The following is a 19,916-nucleotide window of genomic DNA, read 5'->3' as shown; positions in this document are numbered from 1 at the left end:
CTCCCATCAGTCCCCGGTACCATTCAACCTACGCAGTGGCTTCGTATAGCGCCACGAGCGTGAACTCCTCATACTCTTCAGCTTAGAATCTAGATCAGCCAGCCGTTTCTCCAATGACTCCATCCGCTCCTGCCGCTCACGACTTTCTGCTCTAAACTCCCTCGCTGCCTGGCGATGCTTTTCAGAGACCGAGCGCAGCCACTTTAGTTTGTCTTCACGCTCCTGAAGTTCAGACTCAAGTTCTGCGATCCGCTCCTTCCGATAATCTCTCCCTCGGCGGAACCCCTCGACCTTTTGTTCGAGTTCAGCGACCTTAGCCTGCCGGTATTCACGTCCTCGGCTCAACGCTTCTATTTTTGCACTCTGTTCGCGCTGTCTTAGGACGTAACGCTCTAGCTCCTCTTGCGTCTTGTGCAGCTGCTCGATGATCATCGAGTTCTCTTCCTGTGCCGCTTCAAGATCTTTTTTCGTTGCCGAGAACTCCCTATCCTGCTTCCGGACAGACTCACGGCCCCGGGAACGCTGCTGCAGATAGGACTCCACCAGTTCCGGAATGTAGGGCTTCGTACTGTCGGAGAGGGTGATAGCTTCCAATTCTCCGCGGAGCTGCTCCGGCCGACGCATGCTCAGCAGCTGAAGAGCGGCCAGGTCGAGATCCACCGTCTCAGTACCGAGCCGCGCGGCAGTCGAAGTGACTGGAAGTTCATTCAGTCCACTAAGGGTGATCCCCGCAACCGATTCGATTCGCTGCGCCAACACCTCGAACCCGTCCGGCGTGGCTAATGTGGTATCGATGACCGTCATACGTTGCCAAAACCGACCGTGCAGACGCACCAATGACTCGGCAAAATCCTGCCAGGCCACCAGAGCCTCCGATGGTTCACCCGCTGCTCGGAGCGCACGCACGATGCACTTTTCGGGCGGAGTGCAGACGATGACGGCGTGAATGTCTTCTTTCTCCTCTAGTGCGACTTGGATGTCGCTCAATCGGGGCATGGTGTGCATCGACCATGCGGAAGAAGTCCCCTTGAGCGCGGTCATCCATTCTGCATCGACTTCACCGGTCATATTAACTAGTGCAAGCTGTGACACTGCTGTCCCAGACATCTGATCCAACATCATTAGTAGTCCTCAAAGCCACCGGCAATTGGGCGGCGCATACGGCAGGCAATTTAACAGTCAACTTTAGAGCACGACATAAACATACTCGCCATCTATCTCAATTTAGGGCCGGGACGGACGACCGCAGCGCATAGAGGTCCAGAGAGTCGCGGGCTGGAGACATCCGTCTCCCCCATCGGCTGCTCATCCTTACGCTTTGCTTCCCCCAGGACACCACTAAATTTACAAACATCCGATAATCTCCCATTCCAACGTCAGTCGGGAGCGACTTGCAGCCGCGCCACCCTGACTCTCCGGCCATACTCAGCCGGCCTTCAGATAGCTCTGGAGGCCGGCAAATTGATCCCCTGGGCTAAACCCAGTGGACTCCAACTTGGTTAGGTCGAACACGCTCTGGGCCGGACGTGGTGCAATCCCTTTCTTCCCTGCAAAGTACTCTAACGACGTCACAGGAGTAACACGAGCAGCATCGTGCCCCGACAGCTCAAACACTCTCTTTGCGACCTCCGCCCACGAGACCGGCTCCCCGGAGTTCGACACATTGTACGTGCCGTACTCCGCGTTACTCACCAACAAGTGGTCGATAGCTCTGGCAATTTCTGACGTGAACGTCAGGCGGCCTACCTGGTCGCTCACCACGCTCGGGTCCACGCCGCGCTCAGCCAGAGATGCCATAATGCGCACAAAATTATTGCCGTCTCCAATCACCCACGAAGTCCGCAGAATGTAATGCTTCGGGGTGCAGGCCACCGCATGATCGCCCGCAGCCTTGGATTGCCCATACACGCCTAGCGGGGCGAACGGCTCATCCTCATCATGGACCTGCCGGGTGCCGTCAAACACATAGTCCGTCGAAACGTGCACCAGCCGCAGGCGCCTCTCAGAAGCAATCCGCGCCAATCGCGCAGGGCCCGCAGCATTCACAGCCCAAGCCAGCTCCCGTCCCTCCGCAGACTCGGCAGCGTCCACCGCCGTATACGCGGCTGCGTTCACGACCGTCCCGTACTCCGCCCAGTTCACCGCTTCCAAAGTCTCCGGGCGTGCCAGGTCTATTGTGTCCCGGCCGACCAGCACCACATCGTCGCGGTCCGCCCACAACTCAGCTAACGCGCCACCCAGCTGACCTGTTGAACCAATCACCAAGGTTTTCCGGGGTTTCATCGGCATCACGTGGGCCAACCGGGGGTGCGCCTCGTCCTTTTCCGACAGTTCCCCCTCGCTCAGGGGGATGGGCCACGGGATATTCGCCGCCTCATCCGCCAAATTCAGGAACGTGTACTCATTCTGCGCCTCCGCAGACCAGTGATCATTCACTAGGTACGTGTACGCAGTGTTCTGATCCAACGCCTGGAACGCATTTCCCACACCCCGCGGCACAAACACCGCAACGCTCGGATCAATCTCACACCAAAAAGTCGTGCCGAAGCTGGACCCCTCGCGCAGATCCACCCAAGCACCAAAGACGCGACCCGTCGACACCGAGATGTACTTGTCCCACGGCTCGGCATGAATGCCTCGCGTCACCCCAGGTGCCGCGTTGAAACTGATGTTGTTTTGCACGGGCCCGAAATCCTCCAGACCCAGCGCCACCATCTTCTCTCGCTGCCAGTTCTCCTTGAACCAGCCCCGGGTATCACCATGGACGGATAGATCGAGCACTTTTAGCCCAGGAATTGATGTCTCACGGACGGTTAGCCTCTTACCCGTCTCAATTTCGACGCTCTTCTGCTTCCTCATCTCAGTGCCCCACTTTCGCGTATCTGGCCTCAGCCTCGGCCTTCTGCCCCCGCCACCAACTCTCGTTCTCCCGATACCAGTCAATCGTGTCGCGCAGACCAATCTCGAAATCGGTAAACCCGGGTTCCCAGCCGAGTTCCTCACGCAGCTTAGAAGCGTCAATCGCATACCGCATGTCGTGGCCTGGACGGTCCTTCACATGGTCAAACGCATCCGCAGGTTTCCCCATCTCGCTTAGAATTGCGCGGACGACCTCAAGGTTGTTCCGCTCACCATCGGCACCGATCAGGTACGTCTCTCCAGTGCGGCCACGCTCCAGAACAGCCAGCACTCCCGAGGAGTGGTCGTCCGCGTGAATCCAGTCCCGCACGTTCTCACCCTTCCCGTAGAGCCGCGGGCGAACACCATCGATCACATTCGTAATCTGCCGGGGAATGAACTTCTCCACGTGCTGGCGCGGACCATAATTGTTCGAACAGTTCGAGAGTGTCGCCTCCAGTCCGAACGACCGCACCCACGCTCGTACCAACAAGTCGGAGCTAGCCTTCGTTGAGGAATATGGGGAGGAGGGGTTATAGGGAGTCTCTGGAGTGAATTTCGCCGAATCATCCAGCTTCAAATCTCCGTAGACCTCATCCGTCGACACATGATGGAACCGCGTTGCGTGCCGGCGTGCGGCCTCCAGCAACGTGAAGGTGCCTTGGATGTTCGTGTGTAGGAAGGGGGTCGGGTCACTGAGCGAATTATCATTATGGGACTCCGCGGCGTAGTGCACAACGGCATCCGCCTCAGCCACCATAGAATCCGCCAGGTCCTCGTCCGCTATATCGCCGACCACAAGCTTCACTCGCTGCGGCGGCAGCCCGGCTAACGACGCTTCATTGCCCGCATAAGTGAGCTTATCCAGCACCGTCACGTCATATTCAGTGTGCTCCACGACGTAATGCACGAAGTTTGATCCTATAAACCCAGCTCCACCGGTCACCAATAATCGACTCATACCCCTCAGCATATGGCCGGTAGGATGCACAACGGATCTCGTCCGCCATTTTTGTCGCAATTTGGAGAGTAACTGATGGCACGCAAAGGAATCATTCTTGCCGGAGGATCAGGCACACGCCTGCACCCGATCACCCGCGGGGTTTCAAAGCAACTCCTGCCCGTTTACGACAAGCCTATGATTTATCACCCCATCTCCGTGCTGATGCTGGCAGGGATCCAAGACATACTCATTATTTCCACCCCGGATGATCTGCCCCAGTATCAGCGACTTCTGGGAGACGGTTCAGACTTCGGCGTGAACTTCGAATACGCCGTACAGCCCAGCCCCGACGGACTTGCCCAGGCCTTCATCATCGGTCAAAAATTTCTCGACAACGACCCGGCCTGTCTCGTCCTCGGCGACAATATTTTTCACGGCCAGCACTTCTCCGACCAGCTCCGCCGCGCCAACCAAACAGACATTGGCGCCACCGTGTTCGGATACCTCGTCAAGGACCCAGAACGCTTCGGAGTCGTTGAATTTGACGAAAATGGCAAAGTCTTGTCCCTTGAGGAAAAACCCCCTGAGCCGAAATCTCCGTATGCCGTAACGGGTCTCTATTTCTACGACAACGACATCGTCGAAGTTGCCAAGGATGTCGAACCCTCCGCTCGCAATGAGCTCGAGATTACCAGCGTGAACCAAGCCTACCTAGATCGCGGGGACCTCGTAGTGGAAAGGCTGGGCCGCGGTTTCGCCTGGTTGGACACCGGCACTCACGACAGCCTCCTGGAAGCTGCCCAGTACATCGAGACGATCGAAAAGCGTCAGGGCCTCAAAGTGGCGTGTCTCGAAGAGATCGCTTGGCAAAATGCGTGGATCACGACGGACGAGCTCGCGGCAGCAGGGCAACTACTGAAAAAGACCGAATACGGGCAATACCTGCTGCAACGAGCCCAAGCGGGGAGAACCCGTCACTAAGCGAGCCGGCTCTTGATGACTCGGTGTTAACCTGCCTCTCCACACCATTGTTAAGGCAGTGCGGACAGTCCCACCGGGGGAGTGCCCTCGCCGACCTAGACGCCCACGTTCAACTTGCGGAGTCGCCGAACGTACGCTTCAGGCGTGCACTCCCGCTCCACGAACTCAAGGGCTAGCCTCTGCTGCTCTGCGTACTCCGAAGCATCCCAAAGGGATAGGACGACACTCTGCACATCGTGCGGTTCCGCATACACAGCCGCGTCACCAAAGACTGGCTCAAAATGTTGAGGAAGCACGCATACAACCCCGTAGCTCATGGCTTCTATGATGGCCATGCCAAACGCCTCGAGCCACCCGTCCGAGTGAAAGTACACAAAGAAGTCGATCTTGTGGGCCAGGTACTCCCCAACTTCGATCTCATTGAACACATACACTTCCCAGCCCTTGGGTCTCGGAGGCAGGTAGCCAAGCTTCTGAGGCACTTTAGTGCCCCCAAGAATGCAGACCTCCGCGGAACCATCCACTGGATACACCTGGCGGAACACTGCCCTGTCAGACGGCCACTTCGCAGCATCGTCCCGCCCGTGACGGCCAATCACGGGCCTACGTGACGGGTCAAAACGATTCCGCCTGGCGTGTTCCTCTTGCAGGGCGATGATGCCCTTCCAGGAAAAGTCCGCCAAATCCGAAGCAGGCATCATCGGCGCCAGCATGGCACCAATCTGCTCACTCTGGGGGGCCCACAACGGCCGCACGCCAAATAGGCGCTCTACATTGCGGGTCACCTGTGACACGTCGTAGCTGCGCCGCTCACCCGACGGCTCATACGGAGGGTGGTTCGATACCACCACAGCCCGCCCCGCTTTTAGTTGAGCGCTCGTATCGCGGACCGCCTGGACTGCCGTAGGCCACCGCACGATCAACAAGTCAGCAGAGGCCTCAACGTCTAATGAAAGTCGATCCACTTGCCCCGACAGGACCAGATCATCCACCTTCCGAGCGAACTGACGCTTCGACGCAGAAGGAATCAAGCCGTTCTGGATCGGGATCACCCCAACTCGCAGACCCGCCTTCAGGCACACCGAAATCTCGTTGAATAGGGACGTTGAGTTTCCCGCCAGGAACCCAAACTCAGAAGCGAACACCACATCGTAATTGGGAGGCTCGGCAACCTTCCGTGGCAAGAAAGACGGAGGAGCCACGAAACGGCGCTCCTGAGGGGACTTCGGCATGAACGCATCTGCGCCCTCCTCCCGGATGTCGCGGTGCCACCGCTTGTAACCCCGCAGATAAGCGCGCCGATCCGGAGCTAGGTATCCGACTCCCATGTCCTCGCGGGTCAGGTTTGCGCCGTCCATAAGCGCGAATGCCAACGGCGCATCGATAACCGGCTCCACTTTCGTCCCGTAGAAGTTCTCAAGTCGGCTCTTGAACTCAGAGTCCCCAGACTTCCGCACCGGGTCCCAATAACCCAGGTCCCGCACGACCTGTTCACGACGGAACATCAACGACGGAAGCGACGGGTACACCACCTTGCCGGTAGCTGAGCGCATGATGAACTTCAGGTCCTCATCGACACGAATCCAGTTACTCTCATTTGCCACCAGCTCCGGGTTCTCCATCAGCTGCTTCGCCTGGATCTCGATCTGCTGTGGGTGATGCCAGTCATCCTTGTCCGCAACCGTCACGAATTCACCGCGGGCCAGATCCAGACCATCGTTGCGGACCGAGTAGGCGCCCCGGTTCTTTTGGTTGAATACCACACGAACCCGACTGTCAGATGCCGAATAGCGCTCCAATTGCTCCCGGTACCCAGTCGGCTCTCCATGCTCATCCATTGAGGGCGAGCAGTCATCGACAATGATGACCTCGAGGTTCCCCCACGTTTGACCCAGTAATGAGGCTACCGCGACATCAGTGGCGCAGCTCGGCTCAAAGATGGGCACGATAACGCTGACCAGAGGGCCGTCCTCCATCCGAGCATGCGGGCCCTCCACCTCTGAGGTCAGCGCGTAGAAGGACACCTTCTCCTTGGGCAATCCAATTCCTGAGGCTCCTCCCTGCTTCAGCAGTTCATTGAACTCGCTGTGCCAAGGCGCCGGCAGGTTGGTTTCTTCGTTGACGTTCGGGTTCACCGCGTTCAGTGCCAACAGGTTCTGCGAATAGTCGAAGACTGGATCCGGATCCACCGCTGTGAGCACTGCAGCGGCGCGCATAAATTCGCCCCGCCAAATCAGCAGATCCCCATAGTAGGAACGGTCGGTTGCCTCAATCCGCTCGAGGCCGCGCCACTTCTCCAGCATCCCGTAGAGCGTCAGCGCGTCCAGGTAATCGATCTCGTCCCGCGGTGCGCTGTACAGGTAGCGCGCAAGCGACAACACGCCCGATGCCCAGTGGTCTCGGCGGAGCTGCTCCTCCGCATCCTGCCGGAACATCTCAATACGTGCGGATTCCAACAACCCGTGGACTCGCGGAAAGTCGAATCTTCCTTTGGAAGCTGCGTAGGCGAGCACATCTCGGGCGTCACCAATCCGGTTGCGCACTGCGGTCTGTGTAAACCAGTCGATTCGGCCTGGGTGCGCACGCAGCTCCTTGAGCCAGTACCAGATGGCCCCTGATGAGGGCTCCAGGACATCACAGCCGCCCTGCTCACCGGCATTGAGTGCCTCGGTGATGTCCTCAATGCTCAGGTCGGCCTGGCCGTACTTATAAGTGCCCAAGAATGACTCAACGAAATGTTCCCGGCCTGCCTGGCGGGCCCGTTTCACCAGGTCCGAAGACTTGCTTCGAGAGGAGGTGTTCAGACTCTGAGCCAGCAGGAACTGGTTGGACGGGTAGAACTCGTCATCCTCCCAGAGAACCTCCTCGCCACGAGCGTGTACCGCTCGCAGGGTCAGATGGGACGTGCGCCGCAGCACCTCCACTGGGAGGGGGAGGCTGTACGAGCCGGTCGATATGCCGAACCGACGCCGCACGTCTTTGCTGCCCTCTGAGGCCTCCGCCCAGGCTAAGGTGCGGGGCCCGTCCTCGGTCAGCTCGTCCAGCACCACCTGGACGGGGACATCTAAAACGGCCGTGTGGAATGCGTGACCGCCGAACGTGCCAGCATCCAGCTCCGCAGGCGAGAGGACGAGTTCTCCCTCATGGTCCTCCGCCAATGTGTGAGGCACGCCCGCGGGGCGCCTACCACCCTCGTCACCAAGCCGGAGATCGAAGGTGGTCGCTAAAGGGTCACCGACCGTGAATAGACTCATCTGCTCGAAACCAACGCCGGCGCCGATCTCAGCGGCATAGTGCTGTGACGGCGTATCGAGCGAGCCGACGTCGCCGTGCGGCTCCGCCACCGGGTGCAGCACCGCGGTCTCTTCGCCCACACGCAGTAGCAATCGTGCATGGAGGCGCTCACCCGCCAAGCTGGCCCGAGCGAAGGTGGCCGTGACACTGAGCATCTCCAGCTGAACGGCTGAAGCTTGGGAGCTGTCCTTCCGCCACGGCTCAAATTTGTCGATCTCTGCGGCGGCCAGCCGATCCGCTTCTAGTGCCGCTTTTTCCCGATGAGCGGATACGAGCCTTAGCGTGGACTGCGCAACCGTGGTCTCGGTGGCGTTGACGCGCACCTCCACGAAGTGCTGTTCGTCGTCGAAGTACTCTGGCGGTACCTGCGCGGAGAAGGTGAACTCTGGCGGCGCTGTGACCTCGAAGTCATTGCCGTTGAACCGCAGCTTCTTCTGGTTTGCACGCTCTTTGAAGATCTCCTGGCCATCCACCAGCACCTGAACCGTAGTACGGTCACCCGCTCGCGCGACCCAGCCACCAACTTCCCCACGGGCAGTGATCCGAACGTCCCCGCTGACCTCAGCCTCTGCCGAGATCCGGGCATCCGGCGTCTCCAGGGCACCCTCAACAAATGTCTCCCCCGTGGTGGGATCCTGCAGACTGACCTGATGGGTTTCGCCTGTCCACAGATTCGGCGGCAGGGATCCGAGGAAGCCGATGTTGCGGGTCGGGAACGCGTCCGCGGACAACTCGGCGCGAAACACGTTGCAGATCAGTGTGGTAGTGCACTCACCGTTGACCATCACGGCGATCCTCTTCCGCACCGCGGGCGCGTCAGGATCGAACAGCCAGCCGCTGATGCGGTCTGCGCGAAAATTGACTACCTTGTACTGCATCAATCTACGAATCCCCTAGTCTCAAGTGCCGCCACTCACGGCACAGGTCAGAATAACAGTGGGGTCTTTCCCGCACAGGAAAAACACCGCCGGAAACTCATGACAGCCCACGAGAGGGGACGCTGCAGACAGTTGATGTGATAGATCTTGCTCCGTGGCCGCCGATGTCAAGATACGTCCAGAACTGGACCAGACGATCGCAACCTCACGACATTGACGAATCGCGCGGGAGAGGAGCCCTCTTAGTACTTGTGGTGCTCACTGGCGGTGATCTTCTTCTGGGTGGATCCCACATGGAGCTGAGCCTGCCGGACGGCGTCCACATACTCTGAGAAGGCAGTAGTGGTCATATCTACGGCAACTGCGTCAAAGTGAGCCCACTCGGTATTACCTAGCTTGACGTGCTTCTCTACCATCTGTGCACCTGCGGCCACGGCTAGGGCCGATGCCATCCAACCGTAGTCATGGCTGGAGTAACCAGGGACGATTCTAGGGCCGGTCTTGTTCCCCTTCTGGATAGACAGCTGGGCGTAGTGCCTCACCACGCCGATGTTGGTGTGCTCATCCGGGGTCGGGTAGGCAGAATTACAGTGCAACAGATAGAGAGCATCCTGATTGGTGAAAGTCTCGAGCAACCAGTTTTCGTATGATTTGTCCGTCATCCCAGTCGAGACGACCACAGAGCCGCTGTAGTTCTCCGCGACGTACTGCAGGTAGTCCTTCTTCTCCGAAATGGTCGAGGGCAGCTTGACCAGAGGCACGTCTAGCTCGTTAGTCAGCCATTGGAAAGATGGCTTGTCTAGCACAGACGCAAACCATCCGATGCCCAGATCCTTCGTCAGCTCGTCAAGAAACTGGAAGCCATCCTTACCGAGCTCAAGCTGGTGTCGGTAGTCACCGAAGGTGTCACCAAAAGGAGACTTGTAAGGGGAAGCCAACTGCGCCGGAGTGTAGAACGTCTCCACGTCACGCTTCTGCACCTTGACCCAGTCGGCTCCAGCGGCATGGGCCGCGCGCACCAGCTTCTCCAAACGGTCCAAGTCGCCGAAGTGGTTCGTGGTGATCTCCGCCGTCACCTCCACCGGCGGCATCTCAACATCTTCATAATCCACCGGCTGCGGGACGTCCGAGACCTCGACCGCAACATGAAATCGCTCGTTTAGTAGCTCAGGCGTCAGCTGGGAGAAGTCCCGGGTGCCTACATGCTGGACATCGAGGTTGGTGTCCTTCAGCGTGTACAGCGCGTTCTGCAGGATGTACTCCTGCAGCTCGATCCCTGCCCGACGCCGAGAGGAAAGCTCAGGACTGTATTGCGATGAGGCCGCCCGGGCTTGACCCGCATCGGGGGTGAAGTCGAAGCCGACCATGTACACCGTCTGCTGACGCTCACGGTGATCGGCCACGGCCCGAGCGATCTCAAGCGCTGTGAGGAACATCGCCTCCTCAATGGCGACCTCGCTGCGATCCTGAAAACGTAGCAACACCTGGTCTTCGGCGTCGTTAGACAAAGGCAGATAAGGAAGTCTGACAACCGTGCGTTCTGCGGCACGGAAACTTGTGGAAGTGACATATGCGCTAGAACGCAGACCGTCCTCAGCAACCGACTCCCCCACCCAGTCCTCGTAGAAGATGGTGATGTCGGTGGGGTGGATGCGCTCGGCGTCATTGATGCCGATCACCACCGCGTCTTTGAAAACGCGGGAGTGCACTTGATCAGCGGAAGGACCTTTACCAAGAATCACAATGGTGTCAGTGCTGTACTTCGCAGCAGTGGACGCTGCCAGTTCGGAAACAGCTTCCGCGGACGACTTCATCATGACTGGTGGGCTCTCCACTATTCTTCGCATCGAATCTCGTTTGAGGGCTTTTTCGCCATGGTCAGTGTAGTCCGCTCTCTTTGCCGACGTGTTAGAAGGACGACACGAGGTGCGTCAGTGCATCACAGCGACTCAGCTTGGAATGTGCATATGATGGTCCGCGTGAGTGCGACTGTGGAGAATGTCAGTGTTATTGGTACCGGGTACCTCGGAGCGACCCATGCCGCGTGCATGGCCGAACTGGGGTTCAACGTGGTCGGGGTCGATATCGACCCTGAGAAGATCACCTCCCTCTCCGCAGGGGACCTCCCCTTCCACGAACCCGGACTGCCTGAGCTGATCCGCAAACACGTCACCGGCGGGAAACTGCGCTTCACCACCAACCTCGATGAAGTCGGCGCCTGGGCCGATGTCCACTTCATCGCCGTGGGCACCCCCCAAGTCCGCGGCGGCACCGGGGCGGATATGACCTACGTCGACACCGCCACCACCGACCTAGCCCGGGCGATCACTAAAGACGCCCTGATCGTGGGTAAATCCACCGTGCCCGTCGGCACCGCCGCCCGCCTGGCCGACCTCATCGCCGAGACCAAACACCCAGAGGTCAACCTCTCCCTGGCATGGAACCCAGAGTTCCTGCGCGAAGGCTTCGCCGTCGAAGACACCCTCACCCCCGACCGGCTGGTCATCGGCACCACCAACACCCACGATGAGGACACCCTCCGGTCGGTCTACGCTGAGGCCCTCGACCGGGACACCCCCTGGATCAGCACCGATTATCAGACCGCGGAACTGGTCAAAGTCGCCGCCAACGCGTTCCTGGCCACTAAGATCAGCTTCATCAACGCCTTCGCCGAAGTCACCGAAACCGTCGGCGGAGACATCACCACCCTGGCTGATGCCATCGGCCACGACACCAGGATTGGCCGCAAATTCCTCAACGCCGGAGTCGGCTTCGGCGGCGGGTGCCTGCCCAAAGACATCCGCGCCCTCCAAACCCGGGTCGCCGAACTAGGACTCGATCACTCCATGCGCTTCCTTGACGAAGTCGACCAAATCAACCTCCGCCGTCGCAAAAAAACCGTCGCCCTGGCCTTCGACACCCTCGACCAAGACGTCATCGGCAAAAAGATCGCCGTCCTCGGGATCACCTTCAAACCCCTCTCCGACGACGTCCGCGACTCCCCCGGCCTCGACGTGGCCGCCCGACTGTTCAACGCCGGAGCCGACGTGGCCATCTATGACCCCCAAGGCAACCACAACGCCGCCAAACGCTACCCCCGCATCACCTACAACGACACCCTCAACGAGGCCGTCACCGGGGCAGAACTAGTCATCCTCACCACCGAATGGGACGAATTCAAAACCCTCACTCCCGAAGACCTCAACCACAAGGTCACCACCCGACGCATCATCGACGCCCGCAACGTCCTGAACCCCCACCACTGGGAAAACGCAGGCTGGACCTTCACCCAACTCGGACGCCAGTCCCCCCACGACTGATCGGCACTGCCTGAAGGGCACTGGGCTGTTAAACCCGAATACGAACTGGCGGACCACTTACCTCAATCTGGCTCGGATGGCTCAAGCTTCTCCGCCTCTTCCAGTGCGGCAGGTTCGGACTTATCTCGGCGCTTGTTCCGCAGTTTCTCGAGCTTTGTCTCGAGCGCGGTTTCGCGCCGTTCTCGCAACCGGGCGGTAATCCCTTTGGCCTGATCGGCCACGTGGTCACCCGCGGCACCAGCACGCGAGCCGACATCGCCGATCACCGCCTTGGCAGCAGTACCCCACGTGACTGATTCGAGGTGGTCATGGGCGGTGAGATCCAGAGCCACGCTCTCCGCAAAGTCTGTAATGGTCTGGTTGACGTCGTTCGCCCCACGAGTAATGCGTCTGGCATCGAAGGGGCTGGTGACGCGCTCCAGGTTCGATAACTCCGCGCAGCCTTCCACCGACTTCCTGATGGCAGCCAGTCGCTGACTGATCCTCTGCGCCCGCTCTGAGCGGGCAAATTTGATGCCCTCGTGGTGGGCTTCAACGTGCTCCGGTTCCTCATCGGACACACGTGCGAGTTCGATCATGTATTGCCGGTCCTGCAATGCCATGCACCTGGCCAACACTCCCAACCAAAATGGGGCATCTTCACGCACGTCTGCCAGTACCTGGGCTGAGCCGTCGATGTTTCCCACCTGCTCCTTGAGGTTGTCAGCCAGCTCCTCAAGTTGGGCGACAGCCTCCGCCTGCATGGTCTGCAGAGCGAGTGAGTTGGCCTGCACTTTCGACCAGGTGACGGCCGAGATCCTTCCGGTGTGTTTGTAGAGGGAATGCGCCTCATCTATGGCAAGAGTGACGCCGCCCAGCTGACCGAGCACCTCGACTTTGCGCTGTTTGAGCAACTGGTCAAGCTTCGCGTCAATGGATGCGAGATACTGGCTGATGTCGTTCAACGCGGCCTCGAGAGCTGCCTGCGTCGCCATTGCCGAAAGAGCGGCTGGGGCAGCCGGGGTCAGCAGAGCAGCGTTCTCAAACTTGAGGTGTTTGAGAATTTGGCCTTTGTCCCCGCGGACGACCCCCGCGTTCACAACAAGCTTTCTGTGCTTGTGTAGGAACGCAGCGGATTCGCTGTCCATCTTCAGCCATCGCCCACTGGCTGCCTGCAGCCTTGCCACAGCTCCCAGTGCGTTGCCCGCCCGGGAGAGCGTGAAGCTCGATGGGCGGTGAGGCCTCAGGTCGGCGTACTTATCCAATGCAGACAGGTGCTCCTCTGGCCCCAAAAGCAACACCCCGTCTCCGTCATCGACGACAGTAATGGTGTCCTGCTCAATCGCTTCTGGGTCCTCACTCATGAGCTCATCCTCCCAGACGTCCTCACCCGGGTTGTGGCCGGGCTCCTGCCTCACGGCCGATCGTGGAGGACGCAGATCTATAGTGGGCACGTCCCGGGCGTCGACGTTCCGGCGCCGCAGCAGATCCACCATGTCTTCCTGGCGAGGTTGGCCCAACGTCAGACGGTACTGGGTAAGTGCCGACCGGAGCTGTTCGTAGCGCTCAATGTCTCGACTCATCGGATACTGCACCAGAACTCGCTGAATCTGCGCCGGCCCACGGTAGACCCACCACGGGGAAAAGTCACCCTCTTCGGTCTCCACTTCAGATGCCGCAGTGAAGGCTGCATGCCACGCGCATTTGTCTTCAGATCGGAGCACGTCGCCCCAGTGGGCAAGCCCCACATTCTTGCGTACCGCGTGCCCTCCATACCGGTTCACCCGACCCTCCCGCTGCTCGAAGTCCACCGGGTTATGCGGAAGATTCCAGTGCACCACCGAGTGGCTCCACCAATGGAAATCGATTCCCTCCTGCCCCACGCTGGTCGACGCCAGCACGAACGGTGCAAACGGGCTGTTGAACGCCGCACGCACTGCCGATTGACGCGCCACATTCGCATCTGACTCCCCGCGGGCCTGCTCCCCTCCTCCATAACGAACGGCGAAGCGGGCCTGCATGGGAAGATCAGTGCGCTCCATGTTTGCTTTGTGCGCCACGTAGCGCGCTGGTCTGAGGCGCAAGGCAAAGGCGACTTTTCGACCAATAGTGATCAGCGCGTCATCGTCAAGCTCAGCCTGTCCAGTCTCACACCACAGTTGGAAGAGGTACTCATCGAGAACGGCCCGCAAATTTCCATCGGCACAGTAGTCGAGCACACGGCGCCAATATGGTCTCAGTGCTGAAGGGTCTGAGTCGAGCTGGTCCAGCAAAGCCTGGGCCTCCGGTCGGTTGAACAACGCCCGCAGCCCCTCAGAAATGGCAAAGGCGGCCCGCCACTTTCCACGGGCTGTACACCGATCGCCAGCTACGGTGGAAACAGCCCTGAAGGCAACGCTTCCCGGGGAGAAGGCTGCGATGCGTGGCAGATCCGGGTGGGTGAGGCTGCGGCCCACCTGTCCACCGGCGTAGTCCTGAGCCTCGTCAATGTTTGCGCGGAGCCCGGTAAAGCTCGTGTGACCGCGGTCTTCCTCCTCCGCGAAATCAAGGTCCGCAGCATGCTCGGAAAATGCGCCGGGATAGTTGAAGAACGCCTGCCAAGCGCGTTCCGCAGGCTCGCCGTCCGGAAGAATCCTTGTCAATTGCTCCAACAGATCTTCGGGGTCGACTGGGCCACCGTGAGATCGAGCTGCTTCCAGCTGGTCGGTACTTTCCAGAAGGCGAGGGTGGGGCCAGAAGATAGCCAAAGTGGAGAGGCTCGCGCCGTGTCCATCACCTTGCTGGTAGGTGAGTCTCTGCGACACACTTTCTGGGGTCCCTTGGGCCCTTCCACGGCGGCTGACACCCAGCATGCGCCGGTCTGCTTCGTGACTCATGATTGCTGCGATTGACGTCGGAGCAGCCGACCAAGCCGAGAAAAGGACCTGCTTAGTCACACTGCCATCCGAGAATGGGGCGTAGATCGGTCCGGGTTTCAAGTACGGCATCGAGGGCGGCATCCACAGCAGCTTCCACCACCCGAGGTCCAGTGTCTGGGTGAAGAGCGCTCGCAGCGGTCCGTTGCCTGGGTCTACTGCCGCGCGGCGTTGAATGGTCGGTTCTTTCAGCGAGCGCATCTGCCGCAGGCGGCCAGCTGTGGCCTGCCGTGTCGGTCCCGGTGGGATCTCCGAGATCTGGCGACCGATGCGATAGGTGTTCATGAAATTCACAAAATAGGGCACCGATTTCCAGTACTCAGGGCTGACCCCGGCGTTCAGACCAGAGCTGAGCTTCGCAAGTGCCACCCATTCGCTCAGATCGTCAGCACTGGGGACTGGAACCTCCAGGCGCTTGACCTCAATGAGGTTGCGATCGTCAATGACGCTAGGCCGCTCGGACCTACTCATCACAGGGAGAAGCTCCCGCCGGACGCGAGCAGCGGCGTCTTCAGCACCGTGACCGGTACTGACTGCCTCGCGATATTGACGCAGAGCCTCTTGAACCGCAATGACGGACTCTCGGTGGTGACCCTTCAGAAAACTGACGGTTGCTAAGAAATCTTCATAGTGGTCCTCCTCGTCCTCATCGGCGCGAGTGAACGGCTTATAAGGCGTCGCCGAGAGCAGCAGCACCTTAGCCCCGGGATAGCTGAAGAGTGCGTCGGCGAGTTCGGCCGACTCTCCGCCTCGCTCAGGGTCCAGAAGACTCTTAAATCGCTGAAATTCATCCAGAATGACCAGGCTCGGCCGCAGGGTCTCCACCCCGGCCTTGGCCAGCAGGGCACGCAAACCTCCGATCATGTCCTGCACCTGGTCCCAATGGCGCTGCCCGACCGAGACCGCACCGTTTTGGTCAGCGTTAACGAGGTCGCCACCGATCAGGTCGCGCAGGCGCTGAAACTCATTCAGGGCACCGGAGCTGCGAGCCAGCTTCTCGAATGTGCCTCTAATCACCGGGTCGATCCCAGCGCCCAAGCTCCGGGCAAGCCCCTCCACATGACGGTGGGTGAAGCGCTCCACCGTTTTCACGGTGCCGCGAAACATGATCCGCGTCAGATGCCGTTGCTGCGCAGTCTGCTGCAGGATCTCGTCGAGAAGAAGCACAAGCAGCGCTCGCTCCTCGGCATTTCCCTGGCGCCAGCTCGCGGTGGTGAATGAGGTGCCCGGAGTGAACGATATGAGGTTGATGGGTTTGGCGCCGCCATCGGACACGCGTAGATGCGGCTGACTCAGCTTGGACGATTCCTTGGCAAGCAGCGAGAGCCGAGTGGCCATTGCCAGTTCTTTCTGGGCGGTCACATTCAGCCGCCCGAGGTTCTGACTCGCCAGATCACGATTGCTGCATATGTAGACGATATTGATGCGTTCCACCGCGTCGTCGTTTTCCAAGCGGCGGATGGTCTCAGCCACTATCCCTCGGCCGATGACGCTCTTGCCCAGGCCGGTCTCGTCGGCGATGAGAAATCTTCCGCTGTGTTCAGCGGCACGGGGACCATAAAACTGCTGATCGACATGCTCAACCGCGTCACGCTGAAAACTGCGCAAGCCGCCTAACACCGCTTCCAGGTCTACGGCACTCATCGCACCCTCTCCCTCGGCTGACTGCGCCGGACGTGCCAGACATTGTTCCAAAGCTCAGTGAAGCCCTCGGGCAGGTCGAGCTCATCCCCCGCGTACTCCTGGAGCTCACTGAAGACACGGTGCGCCACGTCCAGGTCATCACCCCCACGCGCCAAGGAGCCCAACAATGATTCCAAGAGTCCACTCGTGGACAGTGAAGAGCTCCAGTCCCCTGTGGCTGCGCCGGTGGCTCTGCCGAGTGCCCATTCTGATCCGGCAGAGCCAAGCAGCAGTAGGAGAAGTTTCAGAAACGTCTCACCGTCGCCGATTCCTCGGGCGAGCATGGCATCCCGCCGACCGGCAATGTCATTGTGAAGCTCAGCCTGAACGATAGTAGTCACCCGAATACGCTGGTCCTGAACCCGCTGAGAAGCAACGATCTGCAGAAAGGGGGAAATGTCTGACAGTTGGAGCCCACTGATTTCGGAAGCGTTGCTTTCTCCGGCACTCAACCGCTGTGGTCCCCCAGAGTTCGACAGGAGGGCCCAGCTGACGCTGACGCCGATCCGCTGCATTTGCTCCACCAACTCCTGGGTCTCGGGCTCGCACCAGACGCGAATTCCAAACGGCTCCGTGGCAATCACCCTCGCGTGGAATCGGCCAGCGGCGAGTGTGCGAATGTGGGCCTCTAGTGCTTGGCGGGCGGCATCAGCCTCGCTTTCGTCCTCTCCTCCGGCACTCTCATAGGGTTCGAGCAGTGGTTGGAGCGTACCGATGACCGCTTCGGGGCCGAAGTCTCGGGCGAGCCCTGCGAACTCCACCATCAGTTCTATGTTGGTCTGAAGTCCACCGCCTGTGATGTTGGCTGAGCCGATGAGAGCCCGCGCCTGACTCCACCTTCTACGGTGCCGCATGAACACTGCCTTCGCGTGGAGGCCCGAGAGTGCCTCTGGCCCGCCGTCGTCGACCTCGGCCAGCAAGTCGTCGAGGACATACTGGGCAAGATTGTCATCGAGGCACTCTGGCGGGAGCTGATCGATGGTTAGGGGCCGAGACACCAGTGTCACTCTCTCAGCGACATTTGCCTGGACTGCCTGCAGCCCTTGCCGGGAGACAAAGGGTGAAATGACCAGTGCATCTTTGGCAGGCCATCGCAGCATGTCTTGTCCTGTGGAACCTCCTGCAGCGGATCCGTTCAAGAGGTGGAAGCGCAGATCGCTCACACCCTCCGGATGCTCCCACTGCACTGCAGAAAGATCCTCTGCCAACGCCGCGATACTGGCTCTGCGACTCTCGCCGATGGGGTTCACGGCTAGCTCGGGCAGCAGCTCCAGCATTTCTACTAATGGTGTGTTCACCTCAGCCCAGTGTGTTTGCTGCTCCTCCGGGGCCGGGGACCCGTCGAGCCGGATCGATAAGTCCCAACTGCGATCTTCAGTTAGGTTGCGACTCAAACACAGAAATCGGTAGGCCGCTCTGTTCCCGGCCCTGTACTGCAAGAACCACACCTTCGGGTGGAAGATGCCTCTGGGCGGGTGGACCGGGTGAACCACCTCTTCCAGCAGCGCCACAAGATCCGAGCGAACACCGGATCTGATCTCACCAGCCTGCGTGAAAATGTTGATTCGGTCACTGAACTGGGCCAGGGAGGCAATGATCCCGACGTCGTCTTGCTCTGGGGCTATCCGCGAGGCGAAGGACAGCGGTACGGTCAGCGCTGAGGCAAGGTCGAGCGTGAAGGTCGTTCCGACCGCCTGAGACAGAACGTACCCTCGGGGCGGTTGCAGCATGTCTGTCAGCAGGGAACGGTTGTTCGGGTCAAGCATGAGAGTGCTCCGCAGGATCGGCGGTAAGAGCTTGATAAGCCGGTGGTTCTGCCAGGCCTGCGTGAATATCTCCGAGGATGGTGAGCACATAAGGCCAACGGTAGGTGTAGCGTCCGGCGCCTGAACTGCCGCCCCACGAAGCGAGGCGTTTAGGGTTGCCGATTCGAGCCATCACACCCTTGTTTCGGTGTTCGCGCTTGCGGACAAGGCCGCGAGCTTCAGCCGACGTGGCCACCGCCGCCGGCTCCACCCCCTGCAGGACTTCGACCCAGTCGCGGACGAACCGTTCGCTGCCACGGTTGACCCGTAAGCCCCGTACGGCCGTGACGGAGGCGAAGAAGTCATCAAGGTCCCACTCGCCGAAACCCTGTGAGGCCGCGTATCGCCAACTCCACTGTCTCAGCTGCTCTTCAAAGTGCTCTCGGCGTCCTTCTTCGTTGGTGAAACCCGCGTTGTTGTAGCTTTCGGCGATCAGCAGATTATAGAGGAGCTGAGCACCGTGCATTGTGTCGGAGAATTGCTGGGCGTGACGCAGCAGGCGCTGTGGTTGGCCCTGTGCTGCCACTGCTGCGGAGTCCTCCCAAGGGACTGTGCTCCCCCTTGTCGGTGGGTGCCTGATCAAGTGGCTGAGCATAGAGTTAGGCACACTGTAATTGATGCGTTCACACAGCCACTGGGCCTCATGGTGCGTCAGACTCATGCCGCCGGGGACGCTTTGCGGAAACTCTGGCGGAGCTGCGGGAATGGTGGCGTGCCAAGCGCTGAGCTTGGTGTGTCCCACCTCGTCGACGTCGCTCGGCACAGCCGCACCGTGAAGGCTGACCGCCTGCTCACGATTCAGCCCAGGGTCGCGGAGAACCCCGTAGGTTCCCAGGGCGGACCAGTAGAGCTCCGACGGCACGTTCTTGAGCGTGCTGCCTGCCTCATAGCCAATGATCCCTTGATCTCGTCCGCCTACCGATTTCAGAGTCTTGACGAGTTGAAGTTCTGCCCGGCGGGCTTGTGAGAGAGGCGCGCCTCGGTCCGAAGTCTGTTGATAGATCCACGGGACGAAGAGAATATAGCGAGCCCGTGTGTGCAGTGTCGACGTGCCAGGGAATAGCCCGTCGGAGAGGGCATCACGAATCTGTCCGAGGCCGAGTTCTTCTCGGCTCTCCTTATCTGTGAAATGGCCGAGGATCTCACGCATCCTTCTGCGCTCCTCGGCCGATGCATCTAGCCATGAGATCGATGAGGCCACAGACCCCCCTCTCTGACCG

General features: G+C 59.8%; 10 protein-coding genes. 2 read left to right on the top strand and 8 right to left on the bottom strand.

Annotated features, from left to right (window positions below):
• Positions 1–6: 6 nt before the first annotated feature.
• From D3250_RS03930 to rfbB, 3 genes are all read right to left on the bottom strand, one after another.
• A complete protein-coding gene (locus D3250_RS03930; RefSeq protein WP_147383473.1) occupies positions 7–1,068 on the bottom strand; it encodes a hypothetical protein in 1,062 nt (353 codons plus the stop codon).
• 357 nt (positions 1,069–1,425) lie between these two features.
• Positions 1,426–2,859: a sugar nucleotide-binding protein gene (locus D3250_RS03925; protein ID WP_119902008.1), complete on the bottom strand. Its 1,434-nt coding sequence runs from the start codon at positions 2,857–2,859 to the stop codon at positions 1,426–1,428.
• A 1-nt stretch (position 2,860) separates the two neighbouring features.
• Positions 2,861–3,859, bottom strand: coding sequence for a dTDP-glucose 4,6-dehydratase (rfbB, locus tag D3250_RS03920; protein ID WP_119902007.1), 999 nt, complete (start codon positions 3,857–3,859; stop codon positions 2,861–2,863).
• 75 nt (positions 3,860–3,934) lie between these two features.
• Here rfbB and rfbA point away from each other — a divergent pair, with 75 nt between their 5' ends.
• Positions 3,935–4,822, top strand: a complete 888-nt coding sequence (gene rfbA / locus D3250_RS03915) for a glucose-1-phosphate thymidylyltransferase RfbA (protein WP_119902006.1) — start codon at positions 3,935–3,937, stop codon at positions 4,820–4,822.
• Positions 4,823–4,917: 95 nt separating this feature from the next.
• Here the strand turns inward: rfbA and D3250_RS03910 are convergent, their stop codons facing one another.
• Both D3250_RS03910 and D3250_RS03905 read right to left on the bottom strand, forming a co-directional pair.
• The gene (locus tag D3250_RS03910) at positions 4,918–8,994 is read right to left on the bottom strand and encodes a glycosyltransferase (RefSeq protein ID WP_119902005.1); all 4,077 of its coding nucleotides are present in this window, start codon (positions 8,992–8,994) and stop codon (positions 4,918–4,920) included.
• A 242-nt stretch (positions 8,995–9,236) separates the two neighbouring features.
• Complete coding sequence (locus tag D3250_RS03905) at positions 9,237–10,811, bottom strand: N-acetylneuraminate synthase family protein (RefSeq protein WP_158583062.1); 1,575 nt, start codon at positions 10,809–10,811, stop codon at positions 9,237–9,239.
• A gap of 153 nt (positions 10,812–10,964) precedes the next feature.
• On the opposite strand from D3250_RS03905, the gene D3250_RS03900 reads away from it, so the two are divergent.
• Positions 10,965–12,314, top strand: coding sequence for a UDP-glucose dehydrogenase family protein (locus tag D3250_RS03900; protein ID WP_225973155.1), 1,350 nt, complete (start codon positions 10,965–10,967; stop codon positions 12,312–12,314).
• A gap of 62 nt (positions 12,315–12,376) precedes the next feature.
• Here D3250_RS03900 and D3250_RS03895 read toward each other — a convergent pair whose 3' ends face one another.
• From D3250_RS03895 to D3250_RS03885, 3 genes are read right to left on the bottom strand one after another with little or no spacing between them, the layout of a single operon-like run.
• Entirely contained in the window at positions 12,377–16,852 is a 4,476-nt protein-coding gene (locus tag D3250_RS03895) for a helicase-related protein (protein WP_119902002.1), read from the bottom strand.
• Complete coding sequence (locus D3250_RS03890; RefSeq protein ID WP_119902001.1) at positions 16,849–18,657, bottom strand: phospholipase D family protein; 1,809 nt, start codon at positions 18,655–18,657, stop codon at positions 16,849–16,851. Before D3250_RS03890 ends, D3250_RS03895 begins: the two co-directional genes overlap by 4 nt.
• The gene (locus D3250_RS03885) at positions 18,650–19,897 is read right to left on the bottom strand and encodes a DUF6361 family protein (RefSeq protein WP_225973117.1); all 1,248 of its coding nucleotides are present in this window, start codon (positions 19,895–19,897) and stop codon (positions 18,650–18,652) included. Before D3250_RS03885 ends, D3250_RS03890 begins: the two co-directional genes overlap by 8 nt.
• Between the last annotated feature and the right edge of the window lie 19 nt (positions 19,898–19,916).

The organism is Nesterenkonia natronophila (assembly GCF_003595215.1).
In the GTDB taxonomy this organism is placed as follows: domain Bacteria; phylum Actinomycetota; class Actinomycetes; order Actinomycetales; family Micrococcaceae; genus Nesterenkonia; species Nesterenkonia natronophila.
This window is presented reverse-complemented; position numbering and strand designations above follow the sequence as displayed.

Excerpts from the sequence above, each read along its gene's own strand:
- D3250_RS03930 (WP_147383473.1), bottom strand. The coding sequence starts at position 1,068 with ATGACCGGTGAAGTCGATGCAGAATGGATGACCGCGCTCAAGGGGACT.
- D3250_RS03925 (WP_119902008.1), bottom strand. The coding sequence starts at position 2,859 with ATGAGGAAGCAGAAGAGCGTCGAAATTGAGACGGGTAAGAGGCTAACC.
- rfbB (WP_119902007.1), bottom strand. The coding sequence starts at position 3,859 with ATGAGTCGATTATTGGTGACCGGTGGAGCTGGGTTTATAGGATCAAAC.
- rfbA (WP_119902006.1), top strand. The coding sequence starts at position 3,935 with ATGGCACGCAAAGGAATCATTCTTGCCGGAGGATCAGGCACACGCCTG.
- D3250_RS03910 (WP_119902005.1), bottom strand. The coding sequence starts at position 8,994 with ATGCAGTACAAGGTAGTCAATTTTCGCGCAGACCGCATCAGCGGCTGG.
- D3250_RS03905 (WP_158583062.1), bottom strand. The coding sequence starts at position 10,811 with ATGATGAAGTCGTCCGCGGAAGCTGTTTCCGAACTGGCAGCGTCCACT.
- D3250_RS03900 (WP_225973155.1), top strand. The coding sequence starts at position 10,965 with ATGGTCCGCGTGAGTGCGACTGTGGAGAATGTCAGTGTTATTGGTACC.
- D3250_RS03895 (WP_119902002.1), bottom strand. The coding sequence starts at position 16,852 with ATGAGTGCCGTAGACCTGGAAGCGGTGTTAGGCGGCTTGCGCAGTTTT.
- D3250_RS03890 (WP_119902001.1), bottom strand. The coding sequence starts at position 18,657 with ATGCTTGACCCGAACAACCGTTCCCTGCTGACAGACATGCTGCAACCG.